Source organism: Psychromonas sp., from assembly GCF_041586535.1.
Lineage (GTDB): Bacteria > Pseudomonadota > Gammaproteobacteria > Enterobacterales > Psychromonadaceae > Psychromonas.
Window position 1 is genome coordinate 1 of the sequence record NZ_JBFGZY010000069.1, and the last position, 19989, is coordinate 19989.

At 45.4% G+C, this 19989-nt stretch carries 15 protein-coding genes; 2 read left to right on the plus strand and 13 right to left on the minus strand.

Going from position 1 to position 19989, the window contains the following annotated elements; translation table 11 throughout:
- Positions 1–489, minus strand: a 489-nt coding sequence (locus ABZA00_RS09260; protein ID WP_372881877.1) for an MFS transporter, incomplete at its 3' end; no start/stop codon positions are given.
- A 177-nt stretch (positions 490–666) separates the two neighbouring features.
- Between ABZA00_RS09260 and ABZA00_RS09265 the strand changes: the two genes are divergently transcribed.
- Complete coding sequence (locus ABZA00_RS09265) at positions 667–1545, plus strand: LysR family transcriptional regulator (protein WP_372881878.1); 879 nt, start codon at positions 667–669, stop codon at positions 1543–1545.
- A gap of 84 nt (positions 1546–1629) precedes the next feature.
- Here the strand turns inward: ABZA00_RS09265 and ABZA00_RS09270 are convergent, their stop codons facing one another.
- The 8 genes from ABZA00_RS09270 to ABZA00_RS09305 all read right to left on the minus strand — a co-directional run bounded on the left by ABZA00_RS09270 (position 1630) and on the right by ABZA00_RS09305 (position 12455).
- Entirely contained in the window at positions 1630–3084 is a 1455-nt protein-coding gene (locus tag ABZA00_RS09270) for a hypothetical protein (protein ID WP_372881879.1), read from the minus strand.
- Positions 3085–3254: 170 nt separating this feature from the next.
- The gene (locus tag ABZA00_RS09275) at positions 3255–4229 is read right to left on the minus strand and encodes a C45 family autoproteolytic acyltransferase/hydolase (protein WP_372881880.1); all 975 of its coding nucleotides are present in this window, start codon (positions 4227–4229) and stop codon (positions 3255–3257) included.
- A gap of 119 nt (positions 4230–4348) precedes the next feature.
- The gene (locus ABZA00_RS09280; protein ID WP_372881881.1) at positions 4349–5770 is read right to left on the minus strand and encodes an amidase; all 1422 of its coding nucleotides are present in this window, start codon (positions 5768–5770) and stop codon (positions 4349–4351) included.
- 120 nt (positions 5771–5890) lie between these two features.
- The gene (locus ABZA00_RS09285; RefSeq protein WP_372881882.1) at positions 5891–7210 is read right to left on the minus strand and encodes a TRAP transporter large permease subunit; all 1320 of its coding nucleotides are present in this window, start codon (positions 7208–7210) and stop codon (positions 5891–5893) included.
- Positions 7200–8006: a TRAP transporter small permease subunit gene (locus ABZA00_RS09290; RefSeq protein ID WP_372881883.1), complete on the minus strand. Its 807-nt coding sequence runs from the start codon at positions 8004–8006 to the stop codon at positions 7200–7202. Before ABZA00_RS09290 ends, ABZA00_RS09285 begins: the two co-directional genes overlap by 11 nt.
- A 62-nt stretch (positions 8007–8068) precedes the next feature.
- Positions 8069–9082, minus strand: coding sequence for a TRAP transporter substrate-binding protein (locus ABZA00_RS09295; protein WP_372881884.1), 1014 nt, complete (start codon positions 9080–9082; stop codon positions 8069–8071).
- 631 nt (positions 9083–9713) lie between these two features.
- Positions 9714–11168 (minus strand): NAD-dependent succinate-semialdehyde dehydrogenase, encoded by a 1455-nt coding sequence (locus tag ABZA00_RS09300; RefSeq protein WP_372881890.1) that lies wholly within the window; start codon positions 11166–11168, stop codon positions 9714–9716.
- Positions 11169–11186: 18 nt separating this feature from the next.
- Positions 11187–12455: a 4-aminobutyrate--2-oxoglutarate transaminase gene (locus ABZA00_RS09305; RefSeq protein ID WP_372881885.1), complete on the minus strand. Its 1269-nt coding sequence runs from the start codon at positions 12453–12455 to the stop codon at positions 11187–11189.
- Positions 12456–12572: 117 nt separating this feature from the next.
- On the opposite strand from ABZA00_RS09305, the gene ABZA00_RS09310 reads away from it, so the two are divergent.
- A complete protein-coding gene (locus ABZA00_RS09310) occupies positions 12573–14075 on the plus strand; it encodes a PLP-dependent aminotransferase family protein (RefSeq protein ID WP_372881886.1) in 1503 nt (500 codons plus the stop codon).
- Between the two features lie 307 nt (positions 14076–14382).
- Here the strand turns inward: ABZA00_RS09310 and ABZA00_RS09315 are convergent, their stop codons facing one another.
- The 4 genes from ABZA00_RS09315 to ABZA00_RS09330 form a co-directional block, all read right to left on the minus strand.
- Positions 14383–15828 carry a sucrose-specific PTS transporter subunit IIBC gene (locus ABZA00_RS09315; protein ID WP_372881887.1) on the minus strand — a complete coding sequence of 482 codons (1446 nt, stop codon included), beginning with the start codon at positions 15826–15828 and terminating at the stop codon, positions 14383–14385.
- A 488-nt stretch (positions 15829–16316) separates the two neighbouring features.
- Positions 16317–17771, minus strand: coding sequence for an NAD-dependent succinate-semialdehyde dehydrogenase (locus tag ABZA00_RS09320; protein WP_372881891.1), 1455 nt, complete (start codon positions 17769–17771; stop codon positions 16317–16319).
- Positions 17772–18056: 285 nt separating this feature from the next.
- Positions 18057–18197, minus strand: coding sequence for a hypothetical protein (locus ABZA00_RS09325; RefSeq protein WP_372881888.1), 141 nt, complete (start codon positions 18195–18197; stop codon positions 18057–18059).
- 157 nt (positions 18198–18354) lie between these two features.
- Positions 18355–19344 (minus strand): carbohydrate porin, encoded by a 990-nt coding sequence (locus ABZA00_RS09330; protein ID WP_372881889.1) that lies wholly within the window; start codon positions 19342–19344, stop codon positions 18355–18357.
- Between the last annotated feature and the right edge of the window lie 645 nt (positions 19345–19989).

Below are 19989 nucleotides of genomic sequence, written 5' to 3' on the forward strand. Positions count from 1 at the left end.
CCAGCTGTCCGAATACTCGCTAAAAATACCACTGATCAGGCGGCTGCTGATCCCGCCGACGGTATTTGCAGCAATATAAAAACCCACCGCGGCGGGTAACCAGCTCTTGCGTAACTCTTCTCCGAGCAGCGGTATGGCAACCGCAGGACAAACAGCCAGCAATGCCCCCTGGATAAAGCGCAGAGACAAAAACAGTGAATAATTTTCTACCAGCGGCAAGAGTAGAGAGACACTCAGACCGGCAACCATTCCGCTCAATAAAATCGTGCGGCGCCCCACCGCATCAGACCAGCTGGCAGACACTAACAGCCCCAACCCCATGCCAAGCAGCGGTGCAGACATCGCCAGATTGGCAGATAACAGACTAACTTCAAACCCCTGTTGTACCATCGGAATTAGGGGTTGCAGCCAGTAAATGTTGAAGAAGGTAACAACACTGCAAAGGCAGACAGAAATAACTAAACGGTTGTAATGGGTTAATTTTTTCATTTTATAAATTTATCGTTGCTGGTGTAAAGGGCGAAAGGTGTAATGGATGGAAGAATAATAACGGGGTAGTGCAAATAATTAAATTATATTGTTTTTATCATATCCATAGATATAATTTATGCCTATTACAGTTGGTAAAATAAGATTAATGAGTAACCATATCAACCGGAGAATTGGATGGAATTTAGACAACTGCAGCATTTTGTTACTGTTGTTGAGACAGGCAGCATTTCTGCCGCAGCCCGGCAGTTATATCTGGCGCAACCGGCGATAAGTGCGAGCATCAAAAAGCTGGAAAGTGAATTAAATATGCCCCTGTTACACCGGCGTGATAGGGGCGTGAGTCTGACCCACGCAGGGCAGCAGTTTCTGCCCCATGCCCGACAAATCCTGCTGCAGGCCAAGGATGCCAAATTGGCGATGCAGGCTATCGAAGGACTGGTTCAGGGGGAGGTTGAAATCGGCGTCCCGACCATGCTCGGATCCTATTTTTTCCCGCCTTTGTTAATGGCCTTTAAACATCAGTATCCGGCACTGCAGATAAATGTTATTGATAGCGGTACCCGCAATCTGCGTCAGAGATTATTAGATGGTGATTTAGAGCTGGCTGTTATTGCCGAGAAAGATTTACTGCCGGAATTGGATAGCGGCAAGTTGATCCAGGAGGAGATGGTCGTCTGTATGGCGGCCGATCATCCTCTGGCCGCGAAGGAACGGATAGAATATCGGGATTTTCTGACGCATGAGCTGGTGGTCTTTGGTAAAAGTTATTTTCACTATGCGCTAATGAAAAAAATCAGTGACCAGGAAATATTAAATCCGAAAATCGCCTTCACCAGTAACCTGCTGCCTCTGATAAAATCGGTTATCCGTAAGGGCTATGCTATCTCCGCAATGTGGCAGGTGGCCATTCAGGATGATGATCAGATAGTCACCCGCCCCTTTGTCGAACCATTTTGTATCGATCTCTGCCTCGCCTGGCGACGTGACAGTTACCTGTCCAGAGCCAATCAGGTATTTCGTGATTTTATTCTGCAGCAGGTAAAAAACCGATAAATTTAAATGAAGAAGAGTGTTAATAAAACCGGCTTTTTTCTAAGCGCGGTTTTATTAATGTTTTCATATTTCAGTGGCTGGACGTTAGAGCATCTTACGCACACTTTCGTCGGGAATAAACGGCACTTCTAATTCACTTAACGATTTATATTCGAACTTGTTGTGAATAGCGTCAATCCATTTTTTCGCTCTGGGCAGTAATTCCCGATCGTCAGACTGCATTCTGCCGCGGGTAACAAGAATACCCATATCTGCGCCTAAATAACCGTATTCGCCTTCACCATAGATGCGCAGATAAAATGCATCATCCTCATCATCGACATTGGTCCAGTCTATACTTTTACGCAGAAAGCTAATATCACCATCGTCTTCCATCAGCCAGATACCTGATTGCGGCGCTTTGGTAATTAAACGAACTTCATCATCAGTCTGCTTCAATACCAGTTGTGTCCAGCTGCCAAAGTCAGCAAATCGATCTTGAATCTGCTGAATGTCTATCTCAAAATCGACATCCATAAATTCCAGCAGGTGGAACAACATTAAGGGAGCACCACCATATTTGGACGTTACCAGGTTGGTTAACGGGCTGGCTCCACTGATACGGGGGTTGATTTCACCCAAATAAACTTCACCGTCATCGGTATCGACCAGGTAGTCGAAGCAGAAAGTACCACGATAGCCATTTTCATAGAGCTTGTCCCCCATTGCCTTGACCATGTTGATGATCTTATCGCGCTGTGCCCCTTTAAGCAGCTCAGGAAAGATATCATTTCCACACCAGCCGCCTTTGTAGGGGGTCAGCTCAGAATAACCGGTAATGTCCGTTTGTAATGGCCCAACCAGCGTACCACATCGGGTCGCCACGGCTTCAACGGTACCTGGCACGTGATTGATATACTTCATTATTTTTAGTTTTTCACCAATAATTTTGGCGGCGTGTTTATCCCAATCCTGCTCGTTTCTAATAAAGAAGGTTGTTTTACCCGAATCGCCATAGGGTGTTTGTACAACCAGATTATCACCGAGCTTGCTATTGGCAGACAATTCCTGAAGCTCTTGATAAGTAGATGCTGTTACGTCAACCAGATTAGGTGCACTAGGTACCCCCGCTTCATCAGCCATCTGCGTAGTGACTATCTTGGAATCAATGTGTTTGCGAAGACTTGCCGGGGGTAACGCAATTTCTAAACCGAGGCTTTTTGCAATTTCTTCAGTTTTTTCATCAAACATTACGGTTAGTATTTTTCCGCCCTTACCATTAGCCTCGAATTGATCCATGGTTTCCTTGTGGCTCAACAAATAGTTAACCATATCTTCCATTGATTGGAACTCCCGCTCACCTTCCAGCTTTGGGGTAATCATGCGAAAGTGCTCACCGTCAAATGAATCAAAATAGGTGATATATTTAAAATTTCTCACCCATTGGGAAAGGCCTAGAACGTTGTAAGCTGTAGGAGATATAAAATAGATCGGTGTGGTATTCTTCTGAAAGAATTTATAGATATCAGACAGGCTTTGCAGTTTATCGGTCTTTTCCATGTTCAGTTCCTTATTGTTCGTCATCATATTAGGTGTTTTTGCTAACTTAATTACGGCCCGCAAGCCTTGTTGTAGAAAACTTCGACAAATTTCATAAACAGTAAATACTTTTTTGTTTAAAATCCCCTCCATTCACTCCTTCCTTTTTTATTGGTTATACACAACAAAAGTTATGTCGGCTGGTAAAATATATGCACTTCCTGTTCAGTAAATTGGTCAAAGGATAAGGTCAAACTTTGCGCTGGCCACAAATAATGAACCTTACCTTGTTGAGGTAAATAAGCCGCCGTATACAAGGTTCCTGACTGGAATTTTTGCTGCGGGCGGTAAAGAGGTGGCTGTAAAAACTGCAGCGTAATTTCCTGTATAGATTGCAGATAGGACGATGCAAGTTGATTTAAGGCATCCAGACGTGTTTTTGAATCCTCAAGAAAAAGTGTTTCCTGACCACCAGCGTCCTGGTGATTGGTGGAGGTGTTCGCAGGGCTAACACAGAGTTCCCTATCAGGCGCTATAAATAACGTCGCGTGCCCCCCCGTCTTATCGAGCAACGCAATATTGTAGTCAAGGTGCACGGGAATACGTTTAAATGCCTTAATTGCTTCCTGGACTGTATTGCATGTCTCAAGCACATAACGTAATACTATCGTTATTCCAAAACCTTCTCCCTGTACAAAGCGGCCTCCGTAAGCGATCGAAACGGCCAGTCCGGAATCATTGATACCATCCAGTGCCCCCCACACGCAATCGGACATAGCAATTACGCTTTTACCCAGCCATTGGCTATGCATAATGGTTGCCTCGCAAAGCATAGGTGGAAAATCATAATTACGAATCAGCGCATCCTCTTCTCTTTTGACGATCAGTTGCGAGCAACCGGAGTAAAAAGGCGGTGGCTGATAAAGGCTTAAAAAGCGTGCCTGTATATCGTCGGCGTCGAGTAATTCCAGAATCTGTTCGTACACGGGAAATAGCTCAGGCATATATTTTTTCAGTGCGCTCACACACTCCAGATAAGTTGGTCTTGCCGCTTCTCCCTCATCCAGATACCAGGCACGATAGGCAGGCCAGTTTTTTTCAAACAACTGCTTAAATTTTTCACCGGGCGTCGTTTCTTTGATAACCTCAAATTTCAAGCTTTCCACTTAAGTGCATCCTCCCGAAAAAAATGTTTTAACATCTCTAAATGAGCCATCATCTGCTGCGCCTAGTCTCTGTATTGAAGTGTACAAATGAATTAGCCCTTAAAAAGACAATCCTGCGTTTAACATGCTTTTGCTGATTCCCGCCCGCTCATTACCGGAGAGTTATCCCAGCCGATCAAGGATTCTAAAGCTTCTGCTAAATTTAATATGGCCGCATCGGTTCCTACCGGTCCGGAGAGCTGTATTGAGATCGGCAGACCTTTGTCTCCCAGCCCCATTGGCAGTGCGCAGGCCGGCATACCGGTCAGGTTGGCATCATAGAGAAAACTTGCCCAGTCCAGCCAGGGGTAATCTATAGGCGCATCACCAATGGTTTCCGGATGGCGAAGGTTGTTTTTAAAAGCTTCCAGACCAAGTGTTGGGGTGATAAAAAACGCTGTACCGGCGCGCTCAAACATAGCCATATAAGCGTCATAAACCGTTTTTCGATGCCACTCGGCAAGGTTGTACTCTTCAATTTCCAGGCTGGCAGCAAATTCCATCATTTCCCGGGTACTATCATCTATCCCCTGTAACGGAGTTGATTTCTGCTTTTGAAAACTCCAGGAATCATAGTGAGCGGTTGTCACCCAGGTGATCACTGAAGAGGGCAAATTCGGTTGATCATATATAATCTCAGCACCTGCCCCTTCTAACATTGCGACTACCTTGCGGAAGGCCTGGCGTACATCCTCATCAACAGGAGCAAACCCCAGATCTTCTGAGACAATAATCTTTTGCCCCGGCAAACTTGATGGCCAGCTACCGGTGGTTGTCAGATAATCCAAATGATCATGCTGTTCGTTGTTGGCAACCAAAACGGAATACATCAAACGCGCATCAGCAACAGAGCGAGCCATCGGTCCATAGGCAACCAGGGTACTCCACGCGGGAAAACCGGGCTCTCTAGGAACTGCTTTAAAGGAGGGTTTAAAACCGACAATACCGCAAAAGGCAGCAGGGATTCGGATTGAACCACCACCATCGCCACCCAGTGCCAGACTGCCGGCACCGGCTGCGACTGCTGCGCCTGCGCCGCCCGATGATCCGCCACAAGTATACTCAGTATTCCACGGGTTTGAGGTGAGGCCGTAAAATTCAGAGTTGGTGGTTCCTGTTAAACTGAACTCAGGGCAGGTTGTCTTGGCAAAAATAACGGCGCCGGCCTCTTCGAGACGTTTAACGGCTGCGCAGGTTTCTTCGGGAATAAAATCGGCGAGTGTCCGTGAACCATTTGCGCAGGGCACTCCCGCCAGCCATTGCGAATCTTTGATGGTAACAGGCAAACCACAGAGAGGCCCCCCCAGCCCTTCTGCCAGCAATTTATCGGCAGCTGCGGCTGCTTTGCTGGCTCTATCGTAAAGGGTTATCGCAAAAGGGTTACAAGTTTCAGCGACTTGTTCAGAATGCCGGACGGTAATTTCCAGCAGTTCTTTAGCTGAAATACGACCTTCTTTAAGGGCGTTGACAAGCTCGACAGCAGATTTCTCGATTATATTCATCTAATTTCTCTTATTTTATTCACACCCCGTAAGTAAAATGGCACGGCGGGTTGTACCACTACTTACGGTAAATAACGTCCATGGGTATCGTGTTTGACTTTACTGCGATTAATAGAGCAGCTAACTCATGACTTTATTGGGTAACCACAATACTAGATCGGGGAAGAGCATACAGATAATCAATACCAGGAACTGTACGAGAATAAAGGGAGTTACTGACTTGTAGATATCCATCATGGTGATCCCTTTCGGCGCAATCCCTTTTAAATAAAACAGCGCAAAACCGTAAGGCGGGGTTTGTACGGCAATCACGATATTTAGAATCATTAATACACCGAACCAGATTGGATCATACCCCAGAGCAACTGCAACAGGCGTAAAGATCGGTGCGCACATCAGTACGATAATAAATTCATCAATAATAAAACCAAGCAGTAACATAATAACCTGGAACATGATTATCACGACGATAGGTGGAACATCTAAGCCTGTCGCAAAACCCGCTACCATACTTTGTACACCCATTAACAGGTGGAAGTTACTGAATACGGATGCACCTAAAATAATCCACATCGCAACACTGACTAAGATAGAGGTTTGCAGACCGGCCTTCATCATAATAGAGGGTTTAAAGCGTTTAAATAAAATAGCCAGAATAATAGCCCCAACCACACCAATCGCGCCCGACTCTGTTGGTGTCGCAATCCCCATGATAATACTGCCCAACACGGCAACAATTAATAGGAATGAAGAGAAACCATCACGAATTGTTTTAAACAGTTCATAACCTTTCGGCACCTGAATATCATTTTCGACATCAAGCGGGGCTTTTGCAGGATTGAGCTTACAGGTGATCACCACATAGCTGATAATTAACACAATAGTTATCAGTGCCGGGATCATGGCGGCTAAAAACATTCGCCCCACTGAATTTTGCGTAGCGGCAGCAAACATGATCATCGGAATGCTCGGCGGAATCAAAATACCTAAAGAGCCGCCAGCCATAATAACCCCCAATGCCAAACGCTTATCATAACCGCGCTCCAGCATCGGCTTAAGCGCGATACTGCTGGAAGTCATAATGCCTGCACCGATAATACCGACCATGGCACCGATCATAGAACAGACACCAACAACACTGATTGCTAATGAGCCGCGAACCCGGCCAATCACTAACTGACTGGCATTAAACATCGCATCACCAATACCCGAGCGGGTCAGAATCTGCCCCATGTAGATATACAAGGGAATAGCTAACAAAATAAAATTAAAAAATGTGCCTTCAACGGTACTGGGAATAACATTAAATAGCGCATCACCCCAGACTAAGTAACCGACCCCCATTGCAATTCCAGCCAACGCTAAACCGACTTGCGCGCCCAGTGCAAATGCGACGAGGATACACACCAGTAAAATAGTGGTTAATAATTCAATTTGCATATTCAGATCCTTTTTTTTCCTGATCTTTAGTCAGTATCTCTGCGTCTTCCGATTCTATTTCTTTTTCATCCTTAGCGAGTTTCTCTGCGTCTTCCAACTCGACTTCCTGATGGTGTTTATCAAGCACCTCGTCAAAATTCAGATAATCATTTGCCTCTCCACGTGACTGACTTTTCTGGAAAAAGTCAGTTAAAAAGACAGACAACCCTGTCAGATGCAAACTGCGCAATATGGCTAGCACAGGTTTTTTTGCTGCATCAGCCGCCAGTTCCTCTTTAGAGAAAAGTGCTCTGCGGGTGAAAAGGTAATAAATATTTTCAATCAATTCAGCTGAATACTCGGCAATAAAAATAACCGCTGAGACAGTCATCATCAGCCAAAAATGGTAAACTTCAGGTGACCATTCACTTTTGGTCCGGTAACCAAATTGCAGGCTTTCGCTAAACTTCTCAAAACTCATCTTCGCCAGCAGGACTAAAAAACCAACGGCAAGAATAATGGTCAGCACATTAAAGATGCAACGCACATATTTAGGTACCATCAAATAGACTATATCGACATTAATATGTGATTTTTTCTGCTGTGCGTAAGCACCGCCAAGTGCGGAGATATAACCAAATAAAAACAATGAAGTATCGTAAACCCAGATGGTAGGAGTCCCTAAAACATAGCGGGCAAACACTTCAAAGGCCACAAGGCCGGCTAGTATAGGCAGTAAGACAGGTACAGCTCGCCCGACAAGCTTCACACTGTAACGTACAAAGCGGCAATAGCCCTTTAATAGTTGTTCAATCATACTCTGCTCCTTAACTTCACAAAGGTGAGCATTCAGGCTCACCTTTGATCCGTTAATGATTATTATTTGTTTAAAATATCAATAAGCTCTTTTGAGTACTTATCTTCTTCTGCATAGAATTTAGCTAAAGATTCACCCGCTTCTTTCCATGCTTGTAGATCCGTATCTGAAGGCGCAGGACTCCATAAAAGCCCTTTTGCTTCCATATCGGCAACCGCTTGGGATTCCCATAGAATTGACTTCGTTAACTGCTCCTGAGAATGGATAGTTGTCGCTGCACTGACAATCGCCTGCAGATCCGGTGTCAACTTACTCCATGCTTTTTGATTAACAACGATCGGTAAAACTTGTGCACCAGCAAGGGGTTGCGGGTACATATATTTTGCAACTTCAACATGGTTACCATCACGGTGATCGATCATATTTGAACCAATCGAGCCATCAATGACACCCGTTGCCAGTGAGGTGTAAATTTCACCCCAGGCAAGAGATACCGGAGATGCGCCTAAATTACGCAGGAATTTGCCATAAGCACCCGGAGCACGAATCTTCATGCCTTTAAAATCATCAACCGATTTGATCTCGTTTTTGGTGATAATATAAACAGGCGGTTGAATGTAAGGGTCAAGCCAAACCATACCCTGCTCGCCATATGCCTTTTTTAATACCTCAGCCCAGCCTTTTTCATGGAAAAGTGTGGACAACTCCCCTACATCAGCCGTGCCGCCAGGTAAACCAATTTCCACTATACCTGCCGGTAGTTCACCTGCATGCATCGACTGGAATGGTGCACCCATGGTGATCAGGCCGCTTTTTACTGCGGATAAAATACCTGTTGTGCCAACTCCCTCACCGGAGTAAAGCACCTGCACAGCAATACGCCCGTTAGACATAGTGTTAATATTTTTGGCAAGCTCTTCATAGATGGTTCCATAAGCGGTACCGCGGCCATATAGATTAGCAAAACGCCAATTATGCTCTGCTGCATAGGCCGTCACCGACGTCGCCAGAGAAGTTATCCCGATAGACAGGGCCAATAAACTCTTTAATAGTTTCTTTCCTTTCAAATTGATCATAATAAGCTCTCTTTGTTCTGTGGGTTATGAAACTGTTTACTGCTATTCAGCAGTGGCTAAAAACAGTTAGGATTAAAAAAACAATAACCAAACTAATGCAATACAAGTGCCAAAATTAAACCAGGAAAACAATAAAAACACGTTAAAATATTAAATACTTATAAATCAATAGATTATTTATAAAATATTAAAAATAAAAAACTTTAAAAATAAAAAGACAACCTTCCCAATAACAATAAAAAATGATTTTTCACAAACAACCGCACCAAAATGCATCGTAACATCCATTTGTTGCACCTTGAGCATGCATAATAAAAATAAGCTATTTAAATTCAATGATTTAAACAAAGAAAAGCGGAGCGGTAATTTTATTTTTAATGTTTTTTTGACAGGATCGAAAAATGGGCATTATCGGGCTTTTTTTGCCTTCTTAAATAACCATCAAATTGCACATGGATATGCTTTTTTATGGTTATTAAGCAGACTAAAGAAGCCGATAACGCCTTGCAAAAGACGGGATTAAAAAGTCAAATTTCCTGGCAGACTTTTACAATCAGGCCAGGAAAAAATTTACCCTAAGGGTGGCAAGCATAACGCTAACTTCTTGTAACTAAATCAGCATAAACAGCGCTTACTCAGCAATATCAATACACATATATTTAAGCTCTAAATATTCGTCAATGCCGTAACGCGAACCTTCGCGGCCCAGTCCTGATTGTTTAATGCCGCCAAAGGGGCCCACTTCATTGGAGATCAAACCGGTGTTTACCCCCACCATGCCATATTCAAGTGCTTCAGGAACACGCCACTGACGCGCCGCACTGCTGGTAAACAGATAAGCCGCTAAACCAAATTCAGTATCATTGGCCATCGCGATCACCTGCTCTTCCGTTTGGAAACAGAAAACAGGAGCCACCGGGCCAAAGGTTTCTTCTCTGGCAAAGCACATCTCCTGGGTCACACCGGTCACTACGGTAGGCTCAAAGAAAGTCAGCCCCAATGGATGTTGATGCCCCCCGGTTAGCAACTGCGCACCTTTTTCCAAAGCATCTGCAATATGGCTTTGTACTTTGGCTACAGCCTGCTGATCAATTAACGGACCTTGTGTCGTACCATACTGGCTTCCATCACCTACCACTAACTGTTCAACGGCAAGCTTTAATTTTTCAACAAGGGCATCATGGATACCATCCTGCACATAAATACGGTTGGCACAAACGCAGGTTTGACCACTATTCCGGAACTTGGACGCCATAATCCCGGCAACGGCAGCATCCAGGTTAGCATCATCAAAAACAATGAATGGCGCATTACCCCCAAGCTCCAATGACAATTTTTTAATTGATGGCGCGCACTGCGCCATCAAAATTCTGCCCACTTCAGTGGATCCGGTAAAACTCAATTTACGCACCACTGGACTGTCACATAATACTTTGCCGACCTGTTTGCCTGCGCCGGTAATAACCTGCAATACGCCGGCCGGAATGCCCGCATCCTCTGCTAATTTAGCTAAAGCCAGCGCGGTTAATGGGGTTTGTTCAGCAGGCTTAACAATGATGCTGCACCCAGCCGCCAGTGCAGGTGCTACTTTGCGGGTGATCATCGCCGCCGGAAAGTTCCACGGGGTAATAGCGGCACAAACACCGATTGGCTGCTTGATCACCACTAAACGCTGGGTAGCGACTGGTGCTTGTAATATTGAACCATCGATACGCTTCGCTTCTTCAGCAAACCAGGTGATAAACGAAGCGGCATAGGCCACTTCACCACGCGCTTCCGCTAATGATTTTCCCTGCTCAGCAGTCATTAACTGCGCCAGATCCTTCTGCGCCTCGAGTATTGCATCCGCCCAGGCTAACAGCAGGGCAGAGCGCGCTTTGGCTGTTAATTGCTTCCAGCTTTGTTGTGCCTGCTGCGCTGCACTGATTGCCCGTTCAGTCTCAATACCATTTACCATAGGGACAGAAGTGATTTCGACACCCGTGGCAGGATTAATCACGCTTTCCCGATGACCACTTTGCGCATCACACCACACCCCGTTGATTAAACATTGACTGCGCAGCAGATCCGGATTATTTAATTGCATCATCTAATACTCCCCCGACTAAACCAGTGCGCGTGTCAAAATAGCAAGCGCTTTGTTAAACAGATCATTACTAATGGTTAAAGGGTAAAGAAAACGTACAACATTTCCATTAACACCACAGCTTAATAGCAGCAAACCTTCTGCCAGTGCTTTTTCCTGTACCTGTTTAGTAAATTCAGGTGAGGGTTTACCGCTCTGCGGATCATTAAACTCAACCGCAACCATCGAACCCTGCGCGCGAATATCGGCAATTTGCGGGCACTGGCTGCGCATCTCTTGCAAAGTAGCAACAAGCTGCTCACCAAGCATCTGCGCACGTTGGCATAATTGCTCTTCTTCAATCACATCAATTACCGCATGCGCCGCAGCAACAGCCAGAGGATTACCTGCATAAGTTCCCCCTAATCCGCCTGGAGCGGGTGCATCCATCACCTCTGCACGACCACACACGGCAGAAAGCGGCATCCCCCCGGCTAAACTTTTTGCCATGGTCATCAGATCCGCGATACCCTTTGGATAATGATCCATCGCGAACATTTTACCGGTGCGCGCAAAACCGGTTTGCACTTCATCGGCAATCAGTAGGATCCCGTGTTCATCACAGAGCGCACGCAGTGCCAGCATGAAATCAGCTGGTGCAACATTAAAGCCACCTTCCCCCTGAACAGGCTCGAGCACAATCGCAGCAACCTGAGTCGCTTCGATATCAGCTTTAAAGATACGCTCTAAACTGTTCATGGCATCTTCGGTTGTCACACCGTACAAAGCATTAGGGTATTGCGCGTGAAATACAGAGCCCGGGAAAGGACCAAAGCCAATTTTATAAGGCGCCACTTTTCCGGTTAATGCCATGGTCATATAAGTACGGCCATGAAAACCGCCGGCAAAGGTGATCACACCGGGACGGCGAGTATGCGCCCGGGCAATTTTGACCGCATTTTCTACCGCTTCGGCACCTGTGGTAAAAAAGGCTGTTTTACAAGGCTGACTGATAGGCACGCTGCTGTTAATACGCTCCGCCAGGGCAACATAACTTTCGTAAGGAACCACCTGATAAGCGGTATGGGTAAATGCTTTTAATTGCGCCTCGATTGCCGCCACCACTTTAGGGTGACGATGTCCGGTGTTTAACACTGCAATTCCGGATGCAAAATCAATTATTTCATTGCCTTCCACATCCCATAAAGATGCATTCTCAGCACGCTCAGCATAAAAATCACACATCACACCGACACCTCTTGGTGTAGCCTCTAATCGACGTTCATTGAGTTTTGCATTAATTGTCATTCTGGTACCACCCGTATTCGTTAATAGATAAATTCAGTATTGAAATGAGAATGGCTATATTTATACGTCATGTGGTCATATAATCGAGTACCAATTTCTTTTAATTAAGGGGGCCACTTGGATTCTTTAATCAGCGATTTACTCCTGCAACGGCTCGCCGAGCAGCATGATGATAAATTGTACAAACGTTTATATAACGCTATTCGCATCTGCATTCTCGATGGCAGCCTGAAACCAGAAAGCCGTATACCGGCTTCCCGGGATCTGGCGAAAATGCTTGCCTTATCACGTAATACCGTATTAACCGTTTACGAACAGCTGCTCGCAGAGGGATACCTGCTGACCCGTAAAGGCAGCGGTACTTTTGTCGCGCAAACCCTGCCCGATAGCTACTTATCCAGCGACAGCATTGCGTTGAATGGTGAGCAGAGTAGCCAGCCCGTTGAGTTTTCCAAGCGCGGCATCAATTTATTAAAGCATGCCAGTGCCAGCCCGAAGCAGTGGGGGGCGTTTATTCCTGGCGTACCGGATGTGACCGCCTTTCCGCATCACTTATTCAGTAAAATTCAGGGACGTATCAGCCGCCGCCCCTCCCCGTTGGAGTTAACCTACGGCAGTCAGGGCGGCAGCCCGGAACTGCGCCATGCACTGGTTGATCATCTGCGCGTCGCGCGCTCAGTACGCTGCGATCCTGAACAGATATTGATCACCGAAGGGATACATCAGGCAATTGATTTGATAACCCGTATGTTATGTAACCCCAAGGATCATGTCTGGCTTGAAGAGCCGGGCTACTGGGGGATCCGTAATGTTTTACGGATCAATGATATGACTATCTGTCCGATGCCCGTCGATAAGGCAGGGTTGGTGCTCCCCAAAAACGTGGAAAAAAATCCTCGTTTAATTATTGTCACGCCATCCCATCAATATCCGCTGGGTGCAGTGATGAGCCTGAGACGCAGACAGCGACTACTGGCATTGGCGGCTAAAGCTGGAAGCTGGATAGTCGAAGATGATTATGATAGTGAATTTCGATTCTCGGGACAGCCCATTCCGGCTTTGCAGGGGCTGGTAAAAGATGCGCCGGTGATCTATATAGGTACCTTTAGTAAAACCCTCTACCCGGCACTGCGCCTGGGTTATATTGTTTTGCCCAAACCACTGATGAACGAATTAAAAAGCGCACACTCTGAGCTTTATCGGGGCGGTCATCTGCTTATTCAAAAAGCCCTGGGGCAGTTTATCGAAGAGGGGCATTATGCCGCACATATACGGCGCATGCGCTTGTTATACGCCAGACGCAGAGCCTTCCTTTCGGATCTGATAGTATTGCACTTAGGTGAATGGGCATTAAGCCAATTTAACAGTAATGCCGGTCTGCATCTTATTCTCAATTTACCGGATAGCTGTGACGATCGGCTTATCTGTCAAAAAGCCGGTGAACAAGGGGTATTGGTGCGCCCCCTATCCAGTTATTACATGCAGCAAAAAAAGACACGCAAGGGGCTGATCATGGGCTTTGCCTGCGTGGCAGAAGAGCTGATGGAGGACGCCTTTATGCAGCTACTGGGCATTATCAAAGCACATCTACCGCCTGATAAGGTCAGTACCGTTAGATGAGGAAAATGGAAACAATTACAGCTTTTCATCGCGATTAAGCAAAAAAAAAGCCAGTATATCGCAATACTGGCTTTTTAATTAAAGCTTATTAAATTACCTCAACTCTGGATAAGCGACATCCCTCAACACCGCTCTTTTCGCCCCTTTCTGCGTTAAGTTTGCTTGTAATAGCCGGCTATTACTTCACAACCTTGCCTTGAAAGGAACGAAAATTCCGGCATTGAGCCCTACCAGAGTCAAAAAAGATAACTTCATACATTATAATGCCCACTATCCAGAGTTGAGGTCAAATTGTAAAAGGTTGTGCTTATTTAGCCATTTCTACCGGCACAAACTCTTTTCTTTTAGCACGTATCTCAAGAACAATGGTCAATGCAAAGGCTATCGCAAAGGAAAGCAGCATACCGATAACGTAGGGTGTCACATCACCTTGACGCATCGAGATGATACCCGGTATGCCCGCGGCGCCTAATGCGCTCGCTTTGACATTAAACAGGGTGATAAACGCACTTGAAATAGCGGCAGCAGTGATTGCTGCAATAAACGGGTAGCGCAGTTTCAAGTTCACACCAAACAGTGCCGGCTCAGTAATACCCAATAGCGCAGTGACGCCCGATGGGATGGCAATACCTTCAAGTTTGACATCTTTAGTTCTAAATCCAACCGCTAATGCCGCACCGCCCTGGGCAACATTAGACATTGCCGCAATCGGGAAGATAAAGGTACCGCCGGTCACCGCAATATCAGCCAGCAGTTGAATCTCAATGGCGATAAAGCTGTGATGCATACCAGTGATGACAAAGGGGGCATAGATGAAACCAAACACGGCGCCACCGATAAAGCCGGCTGAATCGTATAGCCAGTTTAGACCGTCGCCAAGCAGGAAGCCGATATCACGGGTAAACGGACCGACAATGGTAAAGGTCAGCACACCGGTAATAAAGATAGCCAGCAAAGGTGTTAGCAGGTTATCCAGCACAGAGGGGATAAATTTACGCAGGCCGTTTTCAACTTTGGCGAGAATATATGCCGCCACTAATACCGGTAGGACCGAGCCCTGATAACCCACTTTTTCAATCTCAAAGCCGAAAATATTCCACACCGGAATTTCGCCGGCAACCGCGGCGCCAGCAAAGCCCCAGCCGTTGAGCAAATCCGGATGCACCATCAGCATACCCAGCGCGGCACCCAGGAACGGGTTACCGCCAAATTTCTTACTGGCAGAAAATGCGATCAGAATAGGCAGATAAACAAAAGGTGCATTGGCAAAGGTATTGATCATTGCCGACAGATCGGCCAAACCGGGATACGCATCGACCAGTGATTTACCTTCAATAAATAACCCCTGGGCAACCAGTACGTTAAAGATCCCCATTAACAGACCGCCGGCAACGATAGCCGGAATAATAGGCACAAAGATATCCGATAACCCCTTAACCGCCTGTTGCACAATATTTTGTTTAGCAGCGCCGGCTGAGGCAACGTCTTTGGTGCTCATCTCGCTAAGGCCCGTCACCTTCTCCATTTCATGGTAAACCTGGTTAACAATCCCCGAACCAAAGATAATCTGGTATTGACCCGCGACTTTAAACTGGCCTTTAACGCCTTCTATATCTTCGATCGCTTTTTCATCGATCAGCGCTTCGTCAGCCACAGCCAGACGCAGGCGGGTAGCACAATGGGCCATCGCCTTGATATTGCTTTTGCCACCCAACTTTTCAACAAGCTGACTGGCTATTTTTGGATAATTCATAATTACCTCCGGGTAAGAATTGCTATTTACAGTAGTTCAAAATTGTATAAAACAGCAATGGGAACGTTTGCAAAACGGATTTTCAATTAATTATAGGTGTTAATCAATGCATTGATAACGGAAGTGTGAATTAAGTCATTTTTATACGATAAACACAAAATAACAGGCGTAAATTGCAGGGGAACTCACTCTCACGAACAAAATTTTGTACAACGATTGAAATAACCTTGTGGCAAACGAAAAACATGCTTATGCAGATAACTCATACCAAACTAATAGCAAAGAAATTAATGAAGTGATCAAGTATTGCGTAGGAAAAATTAAAAAGAGCAAGGCGTTTGATTGAGCAATAGCTGGCGTGTGTGATTGAAAACAACGCAGTTATCCTTCATTTTAACAAGCATAAATGAGCAGATAATTAGTCAGATTGGTATTAATGGCAATCCGTTAACAGGATCACCGTTTTAATCATGGCTATAACACAATGATTACTCACCAAGTTCAATACACAAATATTTAAGCTCTAAATATTCGTCAATGCCGTAACGTGAGCCTTCGCGGCCCAGTCCTGACTGTTTAATGCCGCCAAACGGCACCACTTCATTAGAGATCAAACCAGTGTTCACCCCCACCATGCCATATTCAAGTGCTTCAGGAACACGCCACTGACGCGCCGCATTGCTGGTATACAGATAAGCTGCCAAACCAAATTCAGTATCATTGGCCAGCGCTATCACTTCTCCTTCTGTTTGGAAACGGAAAATGGGAGCAACAGGACCAAAGGTCTCTTCCCTGGCAAAAGACATCGCCCGGGTCACGCCCGTCAGCAGGGTCGGCTCAAAGAAAGTGCCCCCTAAAGCATGTGCAGATCCCCCGGTTACCAGCTGCGCACCCTTTTCCAGGGCATCGGCAATATGGCTTTGTACTTTGGTAACGGCCTGCTGATCAATGAGCGGCCCCTGCGTCGTGCTCTCCAGGCTGCCATCGCCGACAATTAACTGCTCGACGGCAAGTTTTAATTTTTCAACAAGGGCATCATGTATACCGTCCTGCACATAAATGCGGTTGGCACAAACACAGGTTTGGCCACTATTACGGAATTTCGATGCCATAATGCCCGCAACGGCAGCATCCAAATCCGCATCATCAAAAACAATAAACGGCGCATTGCCGCCAAGCTCCAAGGACAGCTTTTTAATTGACGGTGCGCACTGCGCCATAAGAATTCTGCCCACTTCGGTGGATCCGGTAAAACTTAATTTACGCACTACGGGGCTGCCACATAATATTTTTCCGAGCTGCGGGCCGTCACCGCTAATAACCTGCAATACGCCTGCTGGAATACCGGCATCCTGTGCTAATTTGGCCAGTGCCAGCGCAGTTAACGGCGTTTGCTCGGCAGGTTTCACAATGATACAGCACCCGGCTGCCAGCGCCGCCCCTGCTTTGCGGGTGATCATCCCCGCCGGAAAGTTCCACGGCGTGATCGCTGCACAAACACCAATCGGTTGCTTCATTACCACGAAACGCTGCGAAGCTGATGGTGCCTGCAACAGAGTACCGTCAATGCGTTTCGCTTCCTCTGCAAACCAGGTGATAAATGAAGCTGCAAAAGTCACCTCGCCACGCGCTTCCGTTAATGATTTTCCCTGCTCAGCGGTGATTAACTGCGCCAGATCCTCCTGGGCGGCTAAAATGGCATCCGCCCAGGCTAACATCAGGGCGGCGCGCGCTTTGGCGGTTAATTGTTTCCAGCTTTGTTGTGCCTGTTGCGCAGCACTGATTGCCAGCTCTGTCTCAACACTACCGAGCATCGGGACAGTGGTAATTTCTGCACCCGTGGCAGGATTAAAAACACTTTCCCGCTGACCACTTTGTGCATCACACCACTGCCCATTGATTAAACATTGACTGCGCAGCAGTGCCGGATTATTTAATTGCATCACTTAATACTCCCTTATTAAACCAGTGCGCGAGTCAAAATAACCAGCGCTTTATTAAACAACTCATTGCTAAGAATACAGAAAACCAAACACATTGCCATGCCCAGTGAACTGTTTTTTTACCCGCGCCCCGGGACAAGATAATAATCAATAGTTCAAACAGGAGGCATTGAGATCCTCGATAAAATAAATCGAGGATGACGGTGATGAAGTAATACCAAATCCGATAATTATCTCTTCATTTATGCTTGTTAAAATGAATGCTAGTAGACATAAAACTACGTTTTAGTCTTTGTTATTGATTTGATTCAGAACATCCTGTTCTTCACCACCTTGTGGCCAGCTAAAGCTGTTTAAAATCGTTCCATACGATTTTGTACAATTAGAACAACTAGTTATTGCAATCAACACCTGGCTTTCATCCATTTTCCTACGCCTAAATAGATCATCTAATTAACGGAATTGGTATAAAACAAACAAAGTTAAGAAAACAGAGTTAATAAAACGCAGATAACAAAAAACCCACCGGAGTGGGTTTTTTTAATTTTTATAAATTATCAGTTTAGCCGATAGTCAGGTCAAATTAGAATACGTATTTAAGACGAACACGACCGCCGAATACGTCATCTAGCGTTGTGCCTAATACTTCAGCTTCTGACCAGCCTGCACCTAGGTAGATGTCGAAGTTATCAATATCTAACACCCCTGGGATTTTGTAAGAAGCGTAAACTTGTGTCTCAGCCGTAGTCGCTTGTGTGTCAGTTTCACCGTAAAGTGCTGCGATAAAGAAGTTTTGGTACTGCGCGTTAAGGCCTGCGGTGTAAGATTGTGTATCGGCTTTTTTATCTTCTAACAAAGCAGCACGTACAGTCAGCGCCAAATCATCCGTTGCCTGAACGGTTGCTGTTGCGCCTAAACCAAACCAATCGTACAGATCAGCACTATCCACTACCGGTACTTCAGCACCAAATGCAACTGATACATTTTCTGCAGCAAAAGTCACAGCAGGACGTACAATTACGTAGTCACCGCTATCTCGCGACTGCGCCGTTAATTCAAAGTTTGCAGCATCCAGTGTTTTAGTGAAGGTAACTTGACCATCGCCATTGCTATCATCCGCCGTACGTCCGCGCGCTTCGCTCGCACGGTACATAAGAGTACCGGATTCTGCTATATAAGTATCCTGGCCGGCTGAAGAAAGGTCGGTTGCTTCAAAATGACCCGCCTGAATATTCCAGTTATCTTTTTGACCGAATTTAATCCACACGTCATCCGCACCGCGAGAACCATTTTGTCCCCAGACTGGATTCAGCTTAAAGCCGGCAAAGTTACCGTTGTCTAATACTTTCTCACCATTGATATCAAGTAATAAACGGCCTTTTGCTTCAAAGTTTACATCAGCACTAACGATAGCGCCATTATCTAGTTTTTCACCACCTTGAGAAGTGTAGTCAAACTCAACGTCAGCACCCAGATTTAGAGTACCTGCTGCCGTATCAAAAGTTGCGCCGGCGTGTGCTGCAGATGCTACGAATAATGCTAGAATACTTGGAGCTAAAATTTGTTTTTTCATAGTATTTCTCTTCCTTGGTTTTATAAATAAAAAGTCTGAAATGCAGACTGTTATATTAAAAATATTTTTTTAATTTTTATTTGAACTTTTCTTAGTTAATGCTTTCTAACCAAGAAATCCGATGAATTGAATTTATCCACGAACCCCGATAAAAGCAAACCTCTTGCATGAAAAAGGCAGGGGTTTGATAAGCTTTTGTGAGTCGATTTGTGTTTTGATTTTTTAGCCCTGTTTGACTATTTATTTCCAAAAAATATCATTTGACTTAAAACCAGAAACGTGTAGCAAATCGTTTTTTACCCCCAGAATGTGACAAAAATCCCAATAAATTGTCTTTTTCGTGTTTTTTTGTGCGTCTCTTAAAATTTTCAGTAATAAATTTTCCCGCCAATAAACAAACAAGCCTCAAGGTAATAAATTGCCGGGTTGTTATTTTTCATTAGCAGAAGAGCAGGAAAGCGAAGAAAAGTAGATAAAAACAACTTAATTTCACGCAATGAATGGCTCACCCCGTCAGCTATTAATAGCAATCGGTTTTATGATGTGATCTTATTTTTGTAAAGTGCATTTCATACACCGTAAGCAACGATTCACCTCTCGCTCATTCGCGCATTGCTTTGGCGGGAAGTGACAAAAAACACGAGG

Excerpts from the sequence above, each read along its gene's own strand:
- ABZA00_RS09285 (WP_372881882.1), bottom strand. The coding sequence starts at position 7,210 with ATGCAAATTGAATTATTAACCACTATTTTACTGGTGTGTATCCTCGTC.
- ABZA00_RS09315 (WP_372881887.1), bottom strand. The coding sequence starts at position 15,828 with ATGAATTATCCAAAAATAGCCAGTCAGCTTGTTGAAAAGTTGGGTGGC.
- ABZA00_RS09280 (WP_372881881.1), bottom strand. The coding sequence starts at position 5,770 with ATGAATATAATCGAGAAATCTGCTGTCGAGCTTGTCAACGCCCTTAAA.
- ABZA00_RS09320 (WP_372881891.1), bottom strand. The coding sequence starts at position 17,771 with ATGCAATTAAATAATCCGGCACTGCTGCGCAGTCAATGTTTAATCAAT.
- ABZA00_RS09305 (WP_372881885.1), bottom strand. The coding sequence starts at position 12,455 with ATGACAATTAATGCAAAACTCAATGAACGTCGATTAGAGGCTACACCA.
- ABZA00_RS09270 (WP_372881879.1), bottom strand. The coding sequence starts at position 3,084 with ATGGAAAAGACCGATAAACTGCAAAGCCTGTCTGATATCTATAAATTC.
- ABZA00_RS09325 (WP_372881888.1), bottom strand. The coding sequence starts at position 18,197 with ATGGATGAAAGCCAGGTGTTGATTGCAATAACTAGTTGTTCTAATTGT.
- ABZA00_RS09300 (WP_372881890.1), bottom strand. The coding sequence starts at position 11,168 with ATGCAATTAAATAATCCGGATCTGCTGCGCAGTCAATGTTTAATCAAC.
- ABZA00_RS09265 (WP_372881878.1), top strand. The coding sequence starts at position 667 with ATGGAATTTAGACAACTGCAGCATTTTGTTACTGTTGTTGAGACAGGC.
- ABZA00_RS09295 (WP_372881884.1), bottom strand. The coding sequence starts at position 9,082 with ATGATCAATTTGAAAGGAAAGAAACTATTAAAGAGTTTATTGGCCCTG.
- ABZA00_RS09330 (WP_372881889.1), bottom strand. The coding sequence starts at position 19,344 with ATGAAAAAACAAATTTTAGCTCCAAGTATTCTAGCATTATTCGTAGCA.
- ABZA00_RS09290 (WP_372881883.1), bottom strand. The coding sequence starts at position 8,006 with ATGATTGAACAACTATTAAAGGGCTATTGCCGCTTTGTACGTTACAGT.